Source organism: Candidatus Babeliales bacterium (genome assembly GCA_035944115.1).
Classification (GTDB): domain Bacteria; phylum Babelota; class Babeliae; order Babelales; family Vermiphilaceae; genus DASZBJ01.
On record DASZBJ010000038.1, the window covers coordinates 26,235 to 46,625 of the forward strand.

A 20,391-nucleotide genomic window follows, 5' to 3' on the forward strand; every position below is an offset into this window, starting at 1 on the left:
TTTACTCACCAAATATCGGGAGTAGAAACAGTGCAAAAAATTTTATATGTTCAATGATGAAGCATGTAATGAACATATAAAGTAATAAAAAAAAGAGTGAGCATAGATGAAGTTTTATTCTTATTTCCTTATATTTTTTCTTTCATTCACCCGTTGTTTTGGTCTGACGTCACAAGAGGTGATGCGTCACGAGCGCACTATTGATCTCTTTTATATATACATAGAACGGCAATATTACGCAGAAGGGCAAATAGCATCTCCCTATTGTGTGTTGGCTTGTGTTGTAACAGAAACAGTTGCCCGTCAAGAATTTTTGCAAGCGTCAGATAAAGCACTTTCGGTAACTTCGTTACACATTCCTCCGACCACAAACAATCTTGATCTCAAAGAGAGCGTACACTCATTTTTATCAGATCCATCCCCAGAAAAAACGAATGGTATTTTTATACATAATGCCGTACTGAAAGCGGTATTTGGCAATTTTAGTATTAGTGTGAATCTCATAGAATTAGCATGGTTTGCATTCAACAAGTTACAAAGATTTATAACAACAACAAGAGTAGAGAAAGAGTTTGTTGGGCGATACCACGGATGGAAGCAAGAAGATTTTCAAAATGAAGCATTACAAGTTATTAAAAAAGGTCAGCAGGTTGATGATAATAATAACAATGCGCCGCTTTCACCGGTGGAGCAAGAAGCGATTTTATCGGAATATCATCTCTATCAATTTGATGGCTTTCGCTCATATATAAAGACATTTCCGCACTATGCATCATTTATAAGAGAGTTGCGTATACGTCTTCACGATGATGAACATCATACCGGAAATAGATGGTGGAAAAAATTTCCGGGTTTTTTTTATGAAACATTTCCTGATGTTGTACAGTCTCTTTACCAGGAAATTAAGCATGAGCGGGCAGAACAGATAAAACGAGAGGAAGAAGAGGCAGATCGTAGAAAAGAAGCGAAAAAATTATTGCATGAACAAATTCAAGAACGTTCACAGTATTATGCTGCATATATGCATGAATGCGCAGATGAGTATGCTCTTGAAGTTATATCAGGCACATGTAACAGCGATGCGCAAGCAGAACGGTTTACTAAGCGCAGTCAAGCGATCATGCAGGCAGAAAAAGAGCATTATCGTTTAAGGACATACCAGTATGATTCATCACCACAGCGCGATAATTTTTTACAAAATCACAACCTGAATCCGGATATTTTTAGACAATGCGAGGGATCAGCTATTCAACAATGCTTGCATCAAGAAATAATTATTATTGTGGATCAAGCTGCAGCGATTAGCTCTGAATATGGGCATATGCAAGATCCATCAGTTATTTTTTTTACTGATACGGTTGGTGACATAGCATCAGTTTCAGCAGAGTATAATCACGCAGGGCATACTAAACAGGCATTAATGCTGATCGATTGTTGTTGGAGTTTTTTAGATTGTTCGATTGGCGTCGCACAGGGACTCTGCGACAGCGGGTATAAGATTTACGACGCAACGCAAGATCCTTTTATCACTGCATATAATATGGGGAGTAATATTGGCAGCGCCTTAACCAATGGCATGTGGCATTTAGGGAGAGTGTTTTATGAATTATTCAATGTGCTCGTTGAGTGTGAGACTGATACAGGGGCTGCGGAGAAGTATTTTACGCAAAAGGCTAAAAATATAGGAGCGGTTGCAACTGCTCTTGCAGATAAAATACAAAAAGTACCTTTGCAAACTGTTGCACGCGAGGGTACTGCGATGGTAGTTGATGCGTTTCTCACTAAAAAATGTTTGGGAGCTCTGCATACGTTCTATACAACAGTACAAAAAGAACTTATTCCTGTTATACAAGCCATCGAACGCACGGGAGAGGTGCCGGCGATTGCATGTGTTGCTGAAATTATAGTTGCAGAAGGCGCTGCTACAACTACTCAATTGTTTAAACAAGCAGCGGATGCGGCGGAGGCAGTAAAGGATGCCGGCGGTAAAATTGCCGCAACATTGCCATCAATAAAGCTACCCTGTAAAATTGATTATATGATTGCTCACGAACAGGAGATGTTAGGGTTGTTTACACATTTTAAAGATGCATTCAAATTTGGTAGTTATGACTCCGTTATTGGTTTGAGAAACCTTAAGATTACGCCAAACGATTTGAAACATATTTTTGGTATTGAAATTACACAGCAAATGAAAAATTCTGGAATAATTAAGACTATAGTGCAAGGCTTTCATCATAATTTGGGAAATACAATGAGTCATCTTATACACAACCAAATTGTTGATAAAGCAACTGGTGTGATGAAAGGGACGCTTCGTTTTTTAGGAAAAGAGATAGAAGGTAAAACATTTTTTCCTTCTTCATGGTCACGCCCAAAAGTATTGGAAAAAATTGCAGAATCTTTATTAAATCCAATAGAAAAGCCTTTTTTAGATAGGGGGCGTTGGGTATATTTTGGGCTTACCAGTGAAGGAATTAAAGTTAAAACTGTGTTTGAGACTACTGGAAGCTTTGTAAGCTCATATCCAGTTTGGAATGTTTAAAGAGATTAAAAATGAAAATTATAAGACTGAAGTTTAGTGATGGCATTTACCTTCCGGCAGAGCAAAGTTACGGTGACTTTGGGATTTTAGCAGGATTTTTAACTGATGATGCGTGCTCGTATAGTACACCATTGTATAGACAGTTTATATACGACTCGAATAGGACGGAGACAGGAGGTAATTATAGTATTATTGAAAAAGAGAATAACAATGTTCTTATTGGATGTGTATTTGATGATGATCCATTTGAACCAGCTATAAAAATGACACAGCAGCAATTTCTTTCAATTTTAGATCAATGGGAAGAACTTATTAAATTGCGACCAAAAGAAATCATTATTTTTAAAAGAGGCGATTCATACATTTTAGAGGGACGGAATACGCCTTCAAAAGAATAGTTATAAAGAGATTACAATGAAATTAGTAACTTGTGAGTTAATTGATGACAAAGTCTATATTTGTGAAAACTCATCAGGGGGTGATTTTTGGATTTTAGCAGGTTTTTTGACAAGTGATGTTGGAGGGGGTGCATCTTCATATAGAGAATTCATAAACAATCCCAATCAGATAGAAACAAGTAGTAATTATACCATGATGGAGAAAGAAGGGGATGAGTTGTTACTTGCATGTCAATTTGATTATGATTTTGAACCATGTATAAAAATGTCCCAAAAAGAAATGCTTTCAATTTTAGATCAATGGCAAGAACTTGTTAAATTGCGGCCACAAGAAATTATTATTTTTAAAAGAGACGATTCATACATTTTAGAGGGACGGAATGCGCCTTCAAAAGAATAGTTATAAAGATCGAACATGAAAATTGTGAAATTTAAATTGATTAATGATATCTATCTTAGTGCTGAACCAAGCAAGGGAGACTTTTGGATATTATCTGGATTTCTTACAGACGATGTTAGAGGAGGAGGTGTACCTTCATATAGAGAATTCATAAACAATCCTAATGAGATAGAAACGGGTGGTAATTATATGATGCTTGAGAAACAAGGCAATGACATGCTACTTGGGTGTCAGTATGACGACGACTTTGAACCATGCATAAAAATGCCCCAAAAAGAATTGTTGTCTATTCTTGATCAATGGGAGGTTCTCGTTAAATTGCGTCCACAAGAAATTATTATTTTTAAAAGAGGCGATTCATACATTTTAGAGGGGCGTAATAAGTCTTCGAAAGAATAACTGTATCGTTGGAATTGTAACAATTCCTAATCTGGTGAAATTTTTCTGATAAATTCTTATTTTTCAAAATCTTTATACAGCATACTCGCTTGTATTTCACGATTATCTTGATACTTACCACTTTTTCCTGTTGCTGCATACTTCTCGTACTCACCGTGTATTGTGTGATAAAAAATCTGACAAATTTCTACATTCGGATAAATACGCACTGGCTGCACACACATTATTTCTAATGTCCAAAAACCTTGAAATCCAACATCACCAAAACCAGCGGTCACATGTATAAAAATACCAAGGCGTCCAATGGATGAGCGCCCTTCAAGCATCGGCACATGTGTATGCGTAGCAGTATATTCAAGAGTTCTTCCCAAGTACAAACGGTTCGGTTCGAGCAATAAACCTTCTTCAGGAATAATAATTTTAGTAGTTGCTTGTTTTTGTTTCATATCTAAAACGGCATCATTGTAAACGAGCAGCTCATTATGTAACCGCAAGTTATAACTATTAGGACCAATTTGCGCAGGATTAAATGGTTCAATAATAATATTTTTACCCTGCTGAAGCTCGATCTCTTTTCCTGAAATAATCATCTTAAACTCTTTATAAAACTGTTTCACTCTCTGATATTTGTAAGATTACCACAAACTGGTTAGAATATAAGCAATGTTTTTTTAAAAAAGAGGTGTTCCATGGAGATAGAAAAAAATCATACTATTGCTGTTGAAAAAATAAAAGATGAGAGCAATCAATTTCAAGCTCTTGCGCACGAAGTTGGTAAGATAATTGTTGGCCAAGAACAGATTATTAATCTTATTAGCATTGCCATTTTATGCCACGGGCATATCCTTCTTGAAGGAGTTCCTGGGGTAGCAAAAACAACCATGATCAAGGCAATAACCAACGCTCTCGGGCTTACATTTAAACGCATTCAATTCACCCCCGATCTTTTACCTGCAGATCTCATTGGAACATTAATTTATAATCCCAAAACACAAGATTTTGAGACACGAAAAGGTCCTATTTTTGCAAACCTTATTCTTGCTGATGAAATCAACCGCGCTCCTGCGAAAGTACAAGCCGCTCTTTTAGAAGCAATGCAAGAACAACAAGTGACCATTGGATCTCAAACATTTGCACTTGAGACACCCTTTTTAGTATTTGCAACACAAAATCCAATAGAACAAGAGGGTACCTATCGTCTGCCTGAAGCGCAAGTAGATAGATTTATGTTTAAACTGCTGGTTGATTATCCAAACAAAACACAAGAACGCCAAATTATAGAGCGTTCTTTTAATAATTATTCAGGACAACCGGTTTTTTTTAATAATGATATTGCTACAACGCAAGCATTAGTAAAAACGATCTACGTTGATAATAAAATCACTGATTATATTCTTTCTATAATTTTTGCAACACGAGAACCACAACAGTATGGACTTGATGATATCAAGAAATACATCAAATATGGTGTGTCTCCGCGCGCAACATTAGCGCTTTATAATGCATCAAAGGCGCATGCTTTTTTAAAAAAGCGACATTTCGTAACACCTGACGATGTTAAAGCGGTATGTATACCAACATTGCGCCATAGAATATTACTCAGTTACGAAGCAGACGCGGATGAAGTTTCAGCCGATACAATCATAAAAAAAATACTCAACACGGTCCCTACTCCATAATGAAATGATCTTTCTGCATGCCCTCCTTGACAAGGATATAATTAGAAAGGTATCGTGAAACATATAAAAATGAAAATTTTGATAAGGAATATTTAATGAGACATCCATTGTGGATACTAAACAGCACCTTATTAAGCTTATGTATTGCTATACTTTTTTTTATTTTATTTTCTCGACAAGATGTACCTGAGCAAGAAGATATCGAGCCAACTTCAACACAAAAAACGGTTGAAAAACAAGCGTCTGAAATAAATATAAAAAAAATATACGAGTATGATTTGTTTGGCACGTACCACAAAGAACAAATCGAAACCAAGCAACCGGATTATCTTGAACCGCTACCAACTCCGCCACAACCACGCACGCTACAAATTCCTGAAGATCCAAAACCGCAATTTATCGATCCATTAAAAATAACGTTACGTGGTATTACGTATATTATTAACGATTATACTAAAAATCGCGCTATTATTGCCGATTCCGTAACAAGTAAAGAATCAATTTACAAAGTCGGCGATATTGTAGAAGACGCGCAACTCATAAAAATATTTAACAAAAAAGTGGTATTTTTACGCGCAAATGGACAGCAAGAGGTCATTTACTTACGAGAGCAAGATGCGAAACAAGATCAAGAATATGTTGCAATCGGTGACTGGAAAGAAGTAGTACAAAAACTATCTGACAACGTATATATCATCAATAAAAATAAGTTTACACAGCGAGTAAAAACAGTTGCTCAATTTATCGAACTGTTTGATTTAACAACGGTATATAAAAAAGGTATCAGTATAGGATGTCGTATTGGTGCGTCAGGGCAAATAACCGTAGCCCACTCATTTGGGTTCAACGCTGAAGACATTATTATCAGCGTAAATAATATCCCTGCTACAGATACTCCAAATCGACTTAATATTTATAAAAACATACTAAACCTAAAAGACAATGAAACAATTATAGTCAAAGTTATGCGCAACAATTATCCTATAGTAATACAATTTAAATTTGAAGAACCGAAACCAAAGATTAGTTCCCTACAACAAAAAAACACAACCGAAATTTCTCAAGATAAAATACAACAATTACAACAACGACATTCTTTTGCACCGACGCTACGAGAAATAAGAGAGCAGGAACGAAAAAACATGTTAAACAAAGGCAAATTGTCACCAAAACAATCGCCTCAACTTCCTGAGTAAGAGTTATGAAAAATTGTAAAAAAGCATCCTTATATATCAGCTTTTTATTTTATGCTCTACCAAGTGTATGTGGTAGTGCTTACACCCCAAAAGCTGATACCTCTAATACACCTCCATTGAATACATCTATAACCTCTCAACCGATTTCTCATTCTATTCCACAACAATTTAGTAATCCCATAATTCCCCTTACCAATACAACTGAAGCTCCCAAGGAAGAAGCCGAACCTATTAATCCAACAGTTGCCCTAGAACAGATCAATAAAAATGCTGCAGAACAACTACCTATTTATACACCTAACAGCACCAGCGAAGAAAAAACTATTGAGTTCCAATTTGAAAACACAGGACTAGAAAATCTGATTTCCCAAATGGCTGATCTTTTTGATATTACCTTCATTTCTGATGATAGCATTTCACCTTTACCACAACCTGGTGGCAAAGCTATTGTGGGAAATAAAATTTCATTCAAGACGCATGCGCCATTAAGCACTTCTGAAGCATGGAATCTCTTTCTAACATTTTTAGATATTGCTGATTTTGCATTAGTCCCTACAAGCGATCCAAAAATTTTTAGAATAACGACCAGCGCAAAAGCAAAAAAATCATCCATTCCCTCATTTATTGGTGTATCACCTTCTACACTACCAGATAATGATCTGCTTATTCGTTACGTTTATTTTGCAGAAAAAAAAGGATCTCTTGCTAACATTGAGCCCATTATTCAAGCACTGCGCAGTAATGCATCCGCATTTGTAACTCTTTCAGATCTAAATGCCTTTGTTTTAACCGATAAGGCATATAACATCAAAAGCTTGATGAATATTGTTACAGAGATAGATAAAGGGGTTCACCCGGCCATGTCTGTTTTAAAGCTGAGACAAGCAAGTGCTAAGGATATCAAAGCGTTATATGATAATCTTGCAAAGCCGGAAGAGCAGCCGGTCACTGCCCGTCTTTTAGCTGCTCAAAAACAAAACTCCTCTTTATATTTCCCTGAAAACTTACAGCTTATTGCAGAGCCTCGTACAAACTCACTCATTATTTTTGGTCCAAAAGAATCGATTGCAAAAATTCAAGAGTTCATCGTTGAGCATATCGATGTAGAACTCGGCGCTGAAACCCGTTCGCTGCTGCGGACATATAACCTCAAATATGCCGACGCTACAACCGTTGCTAGAATTATGAACGAAGTCACTAAATTTGGTAAATCGACCGATGCAGGAAAGGTCGGTGGTGTACGAGATGGAGATAAATACTTAAAATCTCTCTCCTTTACACCTGAGATAACCACGAATCGTATTGTAATACGTGGAGAAGAAGAAGATTATCAACAAGCGAAGGTTATTATAGAAAAACTAGATGAACCTCAACCGCAAGTTAATATCGAAATTTTAATATTAACGCTTGATTTACAAAACGTAAAAGCACTGGGTACGCAAATCCGCAGTAAAACAGATAGCATGACCAGCTACCGAGGTGGTATCGATGGGCTCGTTGGTACTAATGTTAAATATCAAACGTCTGGGCTCAATGTTGGAGGAGGACCTAATTCCTTTGTTGTTAACAATGCTGCAGCTGGAGTCAACCGCTTGCTTGGTGATCTTATAAAGCTAGTATCTAATCCTATTGCAACTGCAGGAAATACTGCGGTAACTCTCGGAAGTGATGTTTTCGGCGTCTGGGGAATATTTGATGTTTTAAGCACCATCACCGATACACAAATTGTCTCTAATCCATTCTTAACAATCAGCAATAATCAAACCGGTATTGTTGAAGTTGGTACAGAGCGACGAGTGGTCACCAACCAAATATTCTCAGGAGGTACCACTGCAGATGGGCAAGGAGCGGATAAAGCTACTCTTAAAGTTGAAGTTACGCCACAAATCAATTCTGATGGGATGATCGTACTCGATCTCAAGATAAATGTTGATGAATTTACGGATGTCGCAAACCTAAACTCTGGAACAAAAATCGAACGTGAATTAAAAACATTTGTGATATCAGCAGATAAAGAAGTGATTGCTCTTGGTGGATTAGTTAAAAATAATATTAATACCAGTACCAGCAAAGTCCCTGTTTTAGGTAATATTCCTCTCCTTGGATGGCTCTTTAAAAATAAAACGAAAGTACAAAACAAATCAAATCTTCTTATTTTAATATCAACGCAAATTATTCCTGCACATACTACGCATATCACCCATAATCATATTGACAGCTACTACAGAACATTAGACGAGATGCAAGAGACTCCAGAAAAAAGAGATCCAATCAACCGCTTCTTCTTTAAAGAGCATTCACCAACAGAAAAAGTGCTCGATGATTATATCTTTGTAAGAACAGGATGTGAGCCCGGTATACGATCTGGTAAATGTGAAGCATTTGCAGAAAATAAAATACCGAAAAAGAAAAGACGAAACAAAAAAAACAAACGAGAAAAACGACGCGCGTACGTTAAAGAATCGAAACTCAACGAAATAGGAGTTTCTCAATGATTAAAAATGTACTTATTCCAGAAAGCTTTGGTAATTATGCCATATTTCCAAAACGAATTATTGGTATCTACATTGAAAAAACAGAGATACATGCCACTCAAATATTGCTTAAAGGCGCAACAAAAACTATTGAACGATATGCAACGCAATATTTAGAAAATGGGACATCTACAAACTATAATGAACGCGTTTCGCAAGCGATTCGCGCCCTTATAGACTCGCTTGATCCATATGATGAAATCTATACGTCACTCTCTAGCTCACTCGTTTTTTTTAAAGAAATTCGATTGCCTTTTATAAAATATCAACAAATAAAAAGTGTAATCGAATTTGAAGTGGAACCATTACTTCCTTTTTCTTTGCAAGATGCGGTCATTGATTTTATTATTACCAAACAAATACCAGAAGAAAAAAGCTCAGAGATTTTGATCGCAGCGGTACCAAAACAAACCATTGCTGAACATGTACAGTTCTTTAACCAGGCTGGTATAGATCCTACGGTGGTTACTGTTGATCTCTTTGCTCTGTATGGCTTATTTAATGACTACCCAGCATACAGCACTCTTGCCGAAGGGACTGCAATCATATATCTAGGGTTACACAGTACACAGATAGCATATTTATATGACGGCCAGTTACGGCTCATTAGATCTCTACCGAAAGGCATCTTTACTATTGCAAAAACAGCAAGTACTACTTTGGCAATAGATGCTACTGAGGTAATGGAGTCATTGACACGATTTGGTCTTGAAAAGCCCAATGACCCACAATATAACGCTGCCATATCCAGCGCTTTATCTAATTTTTGGAATGAAATTATATTCACTTTAAATTCTTTCGCCACTCAAACCGTCCTTCATCAAACCATAAAACAGATTTTCTTATTGGGCGAAGGGGCCCGTATTCACAAGATTGAACCATTTGCGCAGGCAAAGACAGGGATTCCTTGTGAACAGCTTCAAATACAAAAAATAATCGAAGCGTTAGGAATAACTCCACCAAATAAAAATAACCTCCCTCAAGCAAATATAATTAGCATAAGCACCGCACTCCAAACATCAAAAACAAAACTGTTTAATCTGCGAAAAAAAGAACTCAGTGTTGTTGGCGATGCGTCTCTTTTTTACAAACAATGTATAGTTGCATGTTCTCTGATTATACTTCTTTTTGGCCTACTCACTGCACACAGTTTTTTTCAAACAAGGAAGCTTAATAATGCAGCAGCTGCTTATTCATTGGAGGCAAAAGAAATAATAGAACAACAGTTTAAAGGAATTGAATCTGATAATCTTGAAGATATGGTAGATGATGCTAACCGACTGGTGCAAAAAGAGGAAAAACTGTGGTTTGCCTTTAATCCTGGACGTGCATCATTTTTAGAATATATTCTTGAACTAACCAATAGAATTGATAAAGAAGCGCTTGGATTTACCATAGATAGATTACATATAATTGATACTACAATGACTATCACGGCCCATGTAAAAGATCATGATGCATTAATAGTTTTAGAAAAAGAATTAGGACAATCAAAGCTATTAAAACAAGTTGGCAAGCAGCAATCTCCTAATTTTACCATGACTATAAAACTCGCTCCTAACATATAGGAACATGTATGTATGTTATAGAAAAACTTCGACAATTTATCGACAACCTGGATGAGCAAACGTTTTACAAATATCTTTTAGGGGTCATTGCGATTATAACAGTGATCGTTGTGATGCTCTGTTTTCGTTATTACAGCAAAGTTGATACCGCAATTAAAAAAATAGAAAATATCAATGAGTTGCGCGATGATTTACAACGCACTTTGAGTAAATACCAACGCGTTGCAAAACAGCGTGCGCAAGTAGATATAATGCTTACAGAAAGCGCTTCCTTTAAAATTGAAAATTATTTTAATAAGCTGCTTGAGCAATTGCACTTATCAATTGCAGAAAAGAAAATTGGATTCGAGCATTCTCAAATCGATCAAAGTGAGTATCGAGAACGAATATTAAAAGCAAAATTAACCAATATGAACATGAAAGAAACATGCGAACTTATTGATGCAATAGAGAAAAACACACGAGTATTTATTAAAGAACTTGAATTATTAAAATCAAAAAAACAGCCTAACATGCTTGACGTCAACCTTACTATAGCGACCCTGGAGCATAAATCTGTCATAATAGAATAAATAGAGCTTATTTATGAAAATAAAAAATATCATTCTCTGTCTGATCAGCGGTATATGTGTATCATTTACTACGGAGTCTCTTACAAAAGCACAATTTCCTACCTTACTCGCACAAAAAATCAATGAAGATCATGACATTACATCTTCGAGTGACGCAACTATTTATTTTCAATATGAAAACGAAGATATTACCAATATCATAAATATGCTTGCTGCTGAAAAAAAGGTGAATATCATACTTCCAACCGGCAGCAATTCTTTAGAAGCAAACAAAATAAAAGTAACTCTTTTTATAAAAAACCCTCTGACTTTAGATGAGGCATGGAGTATCCTCTACACATTACTTGACGTTACGGGGTATACCATGGTCCCCAAAAACGATATGTATGTCATTATGAAAAATAGTAAACTTATTGCAAAAGAACCAATACCACTCTACGTAGCAACACCAATTGATCGAATACCAAACACCGATCAACCAATTCGCTATCTCTATTACCTCACCAATAAAATAGCTGATGACCCATCAAAAGATACTATTGTAACCACTTTAAAAGATATTCTTCCCGAAACCGCATCCATCAATGTGGATACTGCTACGAATGCTTTAATTATCACCGATAAAGCAAATGATATACGATCGGCTCTTGCTATTCTTGATGCCCTGAATCAAAAAAAATATAATGAAATTATCGATACAATAAAACTTGAATATACCTCTGCCGAAGCTATTGCAAAACTGTTTACCGAAAATATCTTAAAGACATCTAACGATTTAAATAAATATAATTTAAAGACTCGATCACAAAAGGAAGATGCTTTTTTTTCTTCCCAAATAAAAATCATAGCAGATCCTCGCACCAACAAACTGTTTATTCGCAGTAAAGAACAACAAACCATTGATCAAATTAAAGATTTTATTTTCAAGTATATCGATGTACCTCTTGATACTGGAAAATCTATTCTTCATATTTATCCATTGCAGTATCTTAACGCTGCAAAGTTTGCAACAACACTTGGAAAAATAGTAGAGTCTGAATCATCGGGCACCTCTCAAGCGCGCGGAGAATCTCAAACAAAAGGTATTGATCGGTTTTTTGAAAATGTCCTCATAACACCTGCTATTCAATTAGGAGAAGAAGCAGCAGGTCAATTCAGCGGTAATAAGCTGATAATCGCTGCAAAAAACGAAGATTGGTTTTATATCAAAAAAATAATTGAAGAACTTGACACTCCACAACCGCAAGTAATCATTGAAGTTCTCGTAGCAGACCTTTTGGTTGAAGATACAAAACAGCTTGGCAGTATAATACGTAACCCACAGAATCTTGATTTCAAAGGTAATGTCGATATCCAGGCTGCACAAGGTACCGCTATGGTATTTGACAAACCCCCTACAACCCTTGCTTCAGATTTATTAGCACAAACAGGTGGGCCAGAAAATGACTTGTCTGCTGTTCAATTTACTGCCCTAGGAGAAATGGGAGAACCTGGCTCAACAGCTGTTTCATTTAGCGACAATCAAACTGGATCAACATGGGGTATTTTACAAGTATTAGAAAAGTTCAGTTATAGCAAAATACTATCTCATCCACATATCATTGCTCTTAATAATACAGATGCAAAAATAAGAATTGGAGAACAGCGTTTACTTCCTGGAGAAGCCACTGCGACTTCAGGTGGACAGGTTATCAACTTCCAAAAGGTGAACGCTGACTTAACGGTGACCATCACACCACGCATAAGCTCTGATAATACGGTAAATCTACAAATAACTATTAATATAAATGAATTTGGACCAAGCAACTCCATAATAAAACGTACCGTAACCACTAATGCTACTGTTGGCAGTAATGATATTTTATCTCTTGGTGGACTTATCAGAACTGATTTAACAAACAGTCTCAATGAAACTCCTGTATTGAGTCAAATTCCAATTCTGGGGTGGTTCTTTAAAAAACGAAGAAAAGCTGCTGACAGAACAAATCTAACCATATTTGTTTCTCCAACAATAGTTTCTCCTCGTCTGCGTGGTGGTATTAGTACATACACGAAAGATTATATAAACCTGGCATCAAGTTATTCTGTAGAAGCTGATCTTTTCGATGGATTACGTGACCCAATCACTCATTTCTTCTTTAAAAACAACATCAATGTTAAAGATGAAGTAGATGAATTCCTCAGCAGAGAGGCTCCTAATACACGGCCATTATTCGCTAACAGATCAACACAAAATCAACCAACTGCTACCACTGTTATTGCAAAAAATGAGTCCACTAGCAGTATTCCCACTGTTCCACCTGTTGCATCATCGACTCATGCCGGAATGGCAACAACAGAACCATCACATGCACTAGACGTATCTACAATGTCTATTGCCGCACATAAACCTGCTGGTACAATAACAACATCATCCGACAATACACAAGCGCCTTCTATGACTGTAACTACTCGTAGAACAATGCCAGAGATTCATGAAAAACCTGCTCGTAACTCAAGAATACCGCAATCTGTTCACAATCATATTGAGCAACCTATAATGGCCATAGCTTCAAAAGAAAAAGCCGAAATTCCTACACGGGAAAATCAGCTTCGTAATCTACTAAAAAATGAAAGTAATCCGTTAGTAAATATATAAATTTTACGTCGTGCCCAAGTCATGACGACCAGATATTGAGGCTCTGTTGGTCATTTGTTATCAAACATAGAAAAAAGAAGATCGTCTTCTATTTGTAGGAGACGATTGTATTTCGCCATACGCTCGCCACGAGAGCATCCACCTGCTTTTAACAATCCTGCGCTTGCGCCAACTGCTAGATCAGCAAGAAAATCGTCGTTAGTTTCACCCGAGCGATGAGAAAGTATGGGAGACAGCTCATTACCTTTGCAAAACAAAATCGTTTGTAAGGTTTCTTTTACAGTACCTATTTGATTAGGTTTGATAATCACTGCATCAGCAAAGCCTTCTTTGATTCCCCGTTCAATATGTCCCATGTTGGTCGAAAATATATCATCACCAACAAGATGTATGTCCTCTCCGAGCGCTACCATCATATTTTTCCATCCACTATAATCGATTTCAGCAAGACCATCTTCAATCGAATAAATTGGATATCGCTCACAAAGCTGTTTATACACTTGAATCAATTCTTGTGATCCAATATGACGATCACCCCATGCATATGTCTGCTTGCTCGTATCATAGAATTGTGATGCCGCTATATCAAGCGCTAATACAATAGAAGATGAATCAACCGGTGCTTGATGAATAGCTTCCATAATCAAATCTAACGCTTCATACAAATCAACACATAACGGCGCAAACCCTCCTTCATCACCAACAGCAACCGTTTTACCCTTTTTAATCAAAATAGCTTTAAGGGTATGTGATATTGTCATTGCTTGCTCTAAAGATTCACGGAAAGTAGTTGCGCGTGTTGGTATAATCATACATTCTTGCACAGCAATGTTACTTCCTCCATGCACGCCACCATTTAAAACATTGAACATATTAAATGGAATTGCCACAGATTCTTGCTCACATAAATGTGCAATCAATTCATACACATGCAAGTCATTCACCATTGCCTGTGCCTTACATACTGCAATACTTGCCGCTAAAATAGCATTTGCACCTAACCGTGATTTGTTTTCAGTACCATCAAGCTCTATCATACAGCTATCGAGAGTAATGACATCTGGTTCTTGTCCTATTAAAACAGGAGCAATAATTGTTTGGAGATTTTCAATAGCTTTTAAAACCCCTTGCCCCATCAACCGTTCTCCGCCATCACGTAGCTCTACTGCTTCGTATCCACTACGCGAAGCGCCGGAAGGAACCGATGCGGTAACAAAAGATCCATCTTCCAAAAAAAGATCACACTCTATAGTTGGAATTCCTCTTGAATCGAAAATCTCCCGACCTATTACTTGTGCTATTTTCATACTACTTTACCCCGTTTTTTTCTATTTAATCTTTCTTTTTAGGTGCAAATTTAAGCCCATAATCCTGCAACTGTGATTCCTCAACTTCTGCAGGGCCATCCATCAAAGGATCATAACCACTTGCAGTCTTAGGAAATGCAATTACTTCACGAATAGAAGATGAATTACTCATGAGCATGATTAATCTGTCTAAACCAAGTGCAATACCACCATGAGGAGGGAATCCCAGCTGTTGCGCCTCTAACAAGAAACCAAATTTTTTCTCTACTTGTTCTTTAGTAAGTCCTAATAACTTGAATACTTTATCCTGGACTTGCGCATCATGAATTCGAATAGACCCACCGCCTAATTCAACACCATTTAGCACCACATCATATGCACGTGCAGTCATCTCACCTGGCTGTTGTGTCTCCCATCCATCTTGTGGACTCGTAAATGGATGATGCGTCGCATCCCATCGTTTATTTTCTTTGTCATATTCAAATAAAGGAAAATCAGTTACCCACGAAAAGTTAAATTCATTTTCTGGTATCATCCCAAGCTCTTTGGCCATTTGACAACGCAATCTGCCCAGTAATGTCCATGCTTCATTATATTCACCTGCGATAATAAATAGCACGCTTGATGGCTTTAAATCAGGAATTACTGTTTTTACTTGCGCAAAGAAATCTACGGGCAAAAATTTAGAAATAGGAGACTCAATAGTTTGCTCATCTTTAAATCGCATCCATAGTAGTCCCTTTGCACCGAATTTTTGTGCTTTTGTTACCCATGCATCCAATTCTGATCGAGAAAAATCATGGCTGTTAACATGCAACGCGCCCACCTTACCAGCAGTATCCAGTACTGAGCGTAAAAATTTCAACTCTGTTTGCGCAAACAACGAAGTAATATCATTAATTTTTAATGCATACCGTAGATCTGGTTTATCTGAACCATACATTGAAAACGCCTGGGCATACACAAGCCGTGGAAACGGAGTAACAATATCGATATTAAAGGTTTTTTTCCACACATGGGCTAATAATTTTTCTATTACTTCAATAACATTGCCCTCTTTTACAAAGGACATTTCAATATCAAGTTGTGTAAATTCTGGCTGACGATCAGCACGTAAATCTTCATCACGGAAACAACGAGCAACTTGAAAATACTTTTCCATACCACTCGCCATTAACAACTGCTTATACAGTTGTGGAGACTGTGGCATTGCATAAAAAGAGCGTTCATGAGTTCTCGATGGAACTAAAAATTCACGCGCTCCTTCTGGAGTATTTTTAGTTAAAATCGGTGTCTCTATTTCATAAAAACCTTGCTGATGCAAGCATTCTCGCATTGCAAAGATTACTTCATGTCGTAACGCAAATTTTTCTCGCATAGACGCACGACGCAAGTCAATATATCTATACTTCAACCGAAGTTCTTCATCGACATTACCCGCCTCATCCAACGAGAACGGCAGCGCTTTACATTTGTTTTCAATTACCAATTCAGTAACTTGTAATTCCCATTTTCCGGTCGCTAAATCTTTATTAGTAGTTCCTGCAGCTCGCTCTACAACTACCCCAACCACTGAAATAACAAACTCTGAACGCAATGCATGGGCTGCGTTGTGTGCATCTTTAGAAAAGTCAGGATTAAAAACAAGCTGCATAAGACCAGTACGGTCTCGCAAATCAATAAAAATAAGTCCGCCATGATCTCGACGAGTATTAACCCAACCAGAAATGCGAACCGTTTTACCTAAAAATTCTTGATTAATTAAACCACACGCGATAGTACGCTCAAAATAATGCATGCCTTTCCTTACACAGCTAATTGTTGTCAAAAATGAAAGATAAGAATAACTATAACATATTTCATGAATTAGCAAAAAAATAGCTCAGAGACTGCGCCTCTGAGCTATTTTTATTATCCTAATAGTTCTGCAGCAATTAGAATCTATATTCTAATCCCGCATTTAAAGTAATTGCTACGTTATGCCCTATGTTTGGCAATGGATCTACTGCTTCTCCATTGCGTACGGCCCGACTTAAAATTGCTTCTTGGCCTGAATTTAATGGCTTCCCTTTAATGTCTTTATAATGCTGTCCGGGGAAGAATACTGATCCTACAAAGAACCATTTTACATCCTTAATCGGATTGTAATCAATAAACACGTTAAGCTCTACACCCAAAAAGTTACTTGCATCAACGTATAAATCTTTTCCTAAAATCGCATCAAATTTCTTAGTTGCAAACTGCTGTCCATAAACCAACAAGTTCGGATTTAAATTGAATTTTCGATCCCAATGTTTTGGCTTCCAGCACAATGATGTTCCACCAAATACTAGATTTGAAAACCCTGAAACTTCAAATGCAAATGCACTTGGAGCTTGATTTGATTTTGGAACAGATAGCGGTCGTTTCACTTTTCCTGCACCACTCATTAAGAACGCACTGCGTACACGAGTACCCGAGTATACTTCTTGTAAACCAATAAATCCTTTATAATTTCCGTCTATTGTTTCAGAATTTGGATTGGTGTCTCCAGATGCTACCCCTCCTGCTATTGCCCAGAAAATATTTCTATCACACATCCAATATCCAATGTCCGCAACAGCCATCCATCCCTGCAATTTGTTATTATAAGGATTTCTAAATCTATTTTTAGCATTTATAAGCTCAGTTGTTCCATCTAGCGGTTCATTGTTTAATGCATCAACCAAAAAGGCTTGATTCGTTTGACCAATCGTTTTACCATTCTCTGTCTCATTCTGATATGAACTTTCAATCGTAGTTTGCGCAGCACCTTTAGCAAATGGAACCTTCAGGCCATTTTGAGCTACAACATGTGAGTTTACCTCAACCAATACACCGCCACGATTTTCAAGATTTACTACGTTGCGATCCCAACCGCGTACTTTTTGGTACCCAATATTAACTGCGGTGTCAAAACCAGCTTCCCATGTTTTGCCGATATATTCTAATGCCAATCCTACAGTACCCAATTTACTTGCCGCATCACCCAGAAACTCCACTTGCTGTTCTCTGTCATCATTAAATAATGCATATGGCTCAATAGTTAACTTATCCGAACGACTTTTGCTCAAAACGTTCCATTGTAGTCTACCTGCTACTACATAATTAATTTTCCCATATCCACGTTCTGGATTAAACCTACGTCCAAATTCTTGCATTTGAGTTTTAGAACCAGTTTCAGCAAACGATGCACTTCTATTATTTAAGATACCTGCATATAAATCATAAGAAAGACATTCTTCCGCAAGCTCGCCAGAAAGCTTGGCACCAAAAGCATACTGATCAATAATACTTTCAGCGTAAAACCCTAAATTTTCCGGTCCAACTAAATATGCATCACCAAGAGAAATACCTCGTCCTAACTGAAACGGAAAACTACCAACGGTTAAAGTATGACAATTTAAAAAACCTAAATTAAATAATGCATCCATAGCACATTCAAGCCAAAGTTCTCTGATCCAAAGGACATGGCGAGGGATAGAATGCGAATGCCTACCAACCACTGCGTTAACTGGTTTAACTTCTGCAGCAGTAGTACGTGCAATACTTTCTGTGTTACCCCAGATACCTTTATTACGTATCGTGGCATGGCAAATAACAAGATCGTCACCAAATGTTTTTTGTCCATATTTAACGTCAGTCGTAATATCAAAAGTATGACGCCAGAATATACTGCGATCTTCTCTTACATTACTATTTAAAAGATTAATATTTTTACCCCAAAATGCTTCTGGCCGAAACCTTCCACAAAGCAAAAATACTACATCTGATGATTCTGGCATACCAAGCGTCAAATCAATAGCATTGGTTGATACACCCGTCAGAGAAACAATAAAAGCCAATATGTATATACAATTAAAACTAAACCTTTTCATGAAATCCTCTAAAAAACCTCTAAATTTTTAAACATATCCATCCCTTTTATCGCTCTTGCATCTTCTCATCCAGACAGCATGTGCAACGCCATTACGGTGCCTGAAAAAAACAGTTAATAACAAACGATAATTCAGTAAAATGTAGTCTTTCTCATTGAATTGTCAAATGAATGGTATAAAGTGTCTTTATAGAAAGCCTTTTATAATCCCCAAACAATGAGTCCTTTTATGATAAAAAAAAACACCCCGCTATTAATCGGAGCACATATATCAATAGCCGGAGGTTTTGAAAAAGCCATTGAACGAGGAGTTTCAATAGGATGCACCACAATTCAAATTTTTACTAAAAGCAACCGCCAATGGCATGCAAAGTCAATTACTGATGAAGAAGCAGCTACCTTTAAAGCAACCGCCATTCAGTTGCATATTACTATTATTGTTGCACATGCAACATATCTCATTAATCTTGGATCCCCCGATGCAGCAACACGCAGCAAATCTATCTCAGCAGTTGTCGACGAGCTCCATCGCTGCGAAAAACTGGGTATAACATATCTTGTGCTACATCCAGGGTCTCATTTATCTACCAACGAACAAGAATGTCTTACATCTGTTGCCGATAGCATTAATGCAGTTTTAGAAAAAGCTTCTGGCAATACGATACTGTTAATAGAGAATATGGCCGGACAAGGCTCAATCGTTTGCTATACCTTCGAACAAATAAAATATGTACTCGATCGGTGCACCTTTCCAGAAAGGGTTGGCGTCTGTTTTGATACAGCTCACGCATTTGCAGCAGGGTATGACTTTAGAGACAAAGCAACATACAACGCCATGTGGGAACATTTTGATTCTACAGTAGGGTTATCGCGGTTAAAGGTTATTCACCTAAATGACTCTAAAAAAGAGTTAGGGTCTCGTGTGGATCGTCATGAGGATATTGGAAAAGGCTTAATAGGACTTGCGGGGTTTAAATTACTGATAAACGATTCCCGATTGGCTCATATTCCAAAAATACTTGAAACGCCACAAGAATCGCTCGAGGATGCTTTGCGAAATATAGAAACGGTGAAATCTTTGGTTATTTAAAAATACAGAAAAAAGGAAATCCTTTTAAAAATCGAGAAAGCAATAGAAAAAGATCATTCAATTCTTCTTAAGTCAAGAGGAAATTGCAGTAAAATTTTTCAGATCTTTTTCCATTACTTTTCCCAGTAAGCAGTGCATTTAACTGTTAGTTCAAGGAGGAGTACGCCTTG

General features: G+C 37.1%; 15 protein-coding genes. 11 read left to right on the forward strand and 4 right to left on the reverse strand.

Annotated elements, in window-relative coordinates:
- Positions 1-106: 106 nt before the first annotated feature.
- Genes VGT41_04390 through VGT41_04405 form a run of 4 tightly spaced genes read left to right on the forward strand, consistent with a single transcriptional unit; the run spans position 107 to position 3,742 of the window.
- Positions 107-2,545 (forward strand): EndoU domain-containing protein, encoded by a 2,439-nt coding sequence (locus tag VGT41_04390; protein ID HEV2601513.1) that lies wholly within the window; start codon positions 107-109, stop codon positions 2,543-2,545.
- 11 nt (positions 2,546-2,556) lie between these two features.
- On the forward strand, positions 2,557-2,943 hold the full coding sequence (locus VGT41_04395; protein HEV2601514.1) for a hypothetical protein: 387 nt from the start codon (positions 2,557-2,559) through the stop codon (positions 2,941-2,943).
- A gap of 16 nt (positions 2,944-2,959) precedes the next feature.
- Complete coding sequence (locus VGT41_04400; protein ID HEV2601515.1) at positions 2,960-3,343, forward strand: hypothetical protein; 384 nt, start codon at positions 2,960-2,962, stop codon at positions 3,341-3,343.
- Between the two features lie 15 nt (positions 3,344-3,358).
- Positions 3,359-3,742, forward strand: coding sequence for a hypothetical protein (locus tag VGT41_04405; GenBank protein ID HEV2601516.1), 384 nt, complete (start codon positions 3,359-3,361; stop codon positions 3,740-3,742).
- A 56-nt stretch (positions 3,743-3,798) separates the two neighbouring features.
- Here VGT41_04405 and dcd read toward each other — a convergent pair whose 3' ends face one another.
- Positions 3,799-4,332: a dCTP deaminase gene (gene dcd, locus VGT41_04410; protein HEV2601517.1), complete on the reverse strand. Its 534-nt coding sequence runs from the start codon at positions 4,330-4,332 to the stop codon at positions 3,799-3,801.
- A 99-nt stretch (positions 4,333-4,431) separates the two neighbouring features.
- Here dcd and VGT41_04415 point away from each other — a divergent pair, with 99 nt between their 5' ends.
- The 6 genes from VGT41_04415 to VGT41_04440 all read left to right on the forward strand — a co-directional run bounded on the left by VGT41_04415 (position 4,432) and on the right by VGT41_04440 (position 13,929).
- Positions 4,432-5,421 carry a MoxR family ATPase gene (locus VGT41_04415; protein ID HEV2601518.1) on the forward strand — a complete coding sequence of 330 codons (990 nt, stop codon included), beginning with the start codon at positions 4,432-4,434 and terminating at the stop codon, positions 5,419-5,421.
- Between the two features lie 95 nt (positions 5,422-5,516).
- On the forward strand, positions 5,517-6,617 hold the full coding sequence (locus tag VGT41_04420) for a type II secretion system protein N (protein HEV2601519.1): 1,101 nt from the start codon (positions 5,517-5,519) through the stop codon (positions 6,615-6,617).
- A gap of 5 nt (positions 6,618-6,622) precedes the next feature.
- Positions 6,623-9,112 (forward strand): secretin N-terminal domain-containing protein, encoded by a 2,490-nt coding sequence (locus VGT41_04425; protein ID HEV2601520.1) that lies wholly within the window; start codon positions 6,623-6,625, stop codon positions 9,110-9,112.
- The gene (pilM, locus tag VGT41_04430) at positions 9,109-10,719 is read left to right on the forward strand and encodes a pilus assembly protein PilM (GenBank protein HEV2601521.1); all 1,611 of its coding nucleotides are present in this window, start codon (positions 9,109-9,111) and stop codon (positions 10,717-10,719) included. The genes VGT41_04425 and pilM overlap by 4 nt, the downstream gene beginning before the upstream one ends.
- An 8-nt stretch (positions 10,720-10,727) precedes the next feature.
- The gene (locus VGT41_04435; protein ID HEV2601522.1) at positions 10,728-11,291 is read left to right on the forward strand and encodes a hypothetical protein; all 564 of its coding nucleotides are present in this window, start codon (positions 10,728-10,730) and stop codon (positions 11,289-11,291) included.
- A 13-nt stretch (positions 11,292-11,304) separates the two neighbouring features.
- Positions 11,305-13,929: a hypothetical protein gene (locus VGT41_04440; GenBank protein HEV2601523.1), complete on the forward strand. Its 2,625-nt coding sequence runs from the start codon at positions 11,305-11,307 to the stop codon at positions 13,927-13,929.
- Positions 13,930-13,979: 50 nt separating this feature from the next.
- Here VGT41_04440 and eno read toward each other — a convergent pair whose 3' ends face one another.
- From eno to VGT41_04455, 3 genes are all read right to left on the reverse strand, one after another.
- A complete protein-coding gene (gene eno, locus VGT41_04445) occupies positions 13,980-15,236 on the reverse strand; it encodes a phosphopyruvate hydratase (GenBank protein HEV2601524.1) in 1,257 nt (418 codons plus the stop codon).
- A gap of 25 nt (positions 15,237-15,261) precedes the next feature.
- Positions 15,262-17,034 (reverse strand): aspartate--tRNA ligase, encoded by a 1,773-nt coding sequence (gene aspS / locus VGT41_04450; protein ID HEV2601525.1) that lies wholly within the window; start codon positions 17,032-17,034, stop codon positions 15,262-15,264.
- Between the two features lie 136 nt (positions 17,035-17,170).
- Positions 17,171-19,132: a hypothetical protein gene (locus tag VGT41_04455; protein HEV2601526.1), complete on the reverse strand. Its 1,962-nt coding sequence runs from the start codon at positions 19,130-19,132 to the stop codon at positions 17,171-17,173.
- Between the two features lie 228 nt (positions 19,133-19,360).
- Here VGT41_04455 and VGT41_04460 point away from each other — a divergent pair, with 228 nt between their 5' ends.
- Positions 19,361-20,221 (forward strand): deoxyribonuclease IV, encoded by an 861-nt coding sequence (locus VGT41_04460; GenBank protein HEV2601527.1) that lies wholly within the window; start codon positions 19,361-19,363, stop codon positions 20,219-20,221.
- Positions 20,222-20,391 lie beyond the last annotated feature (170 nt).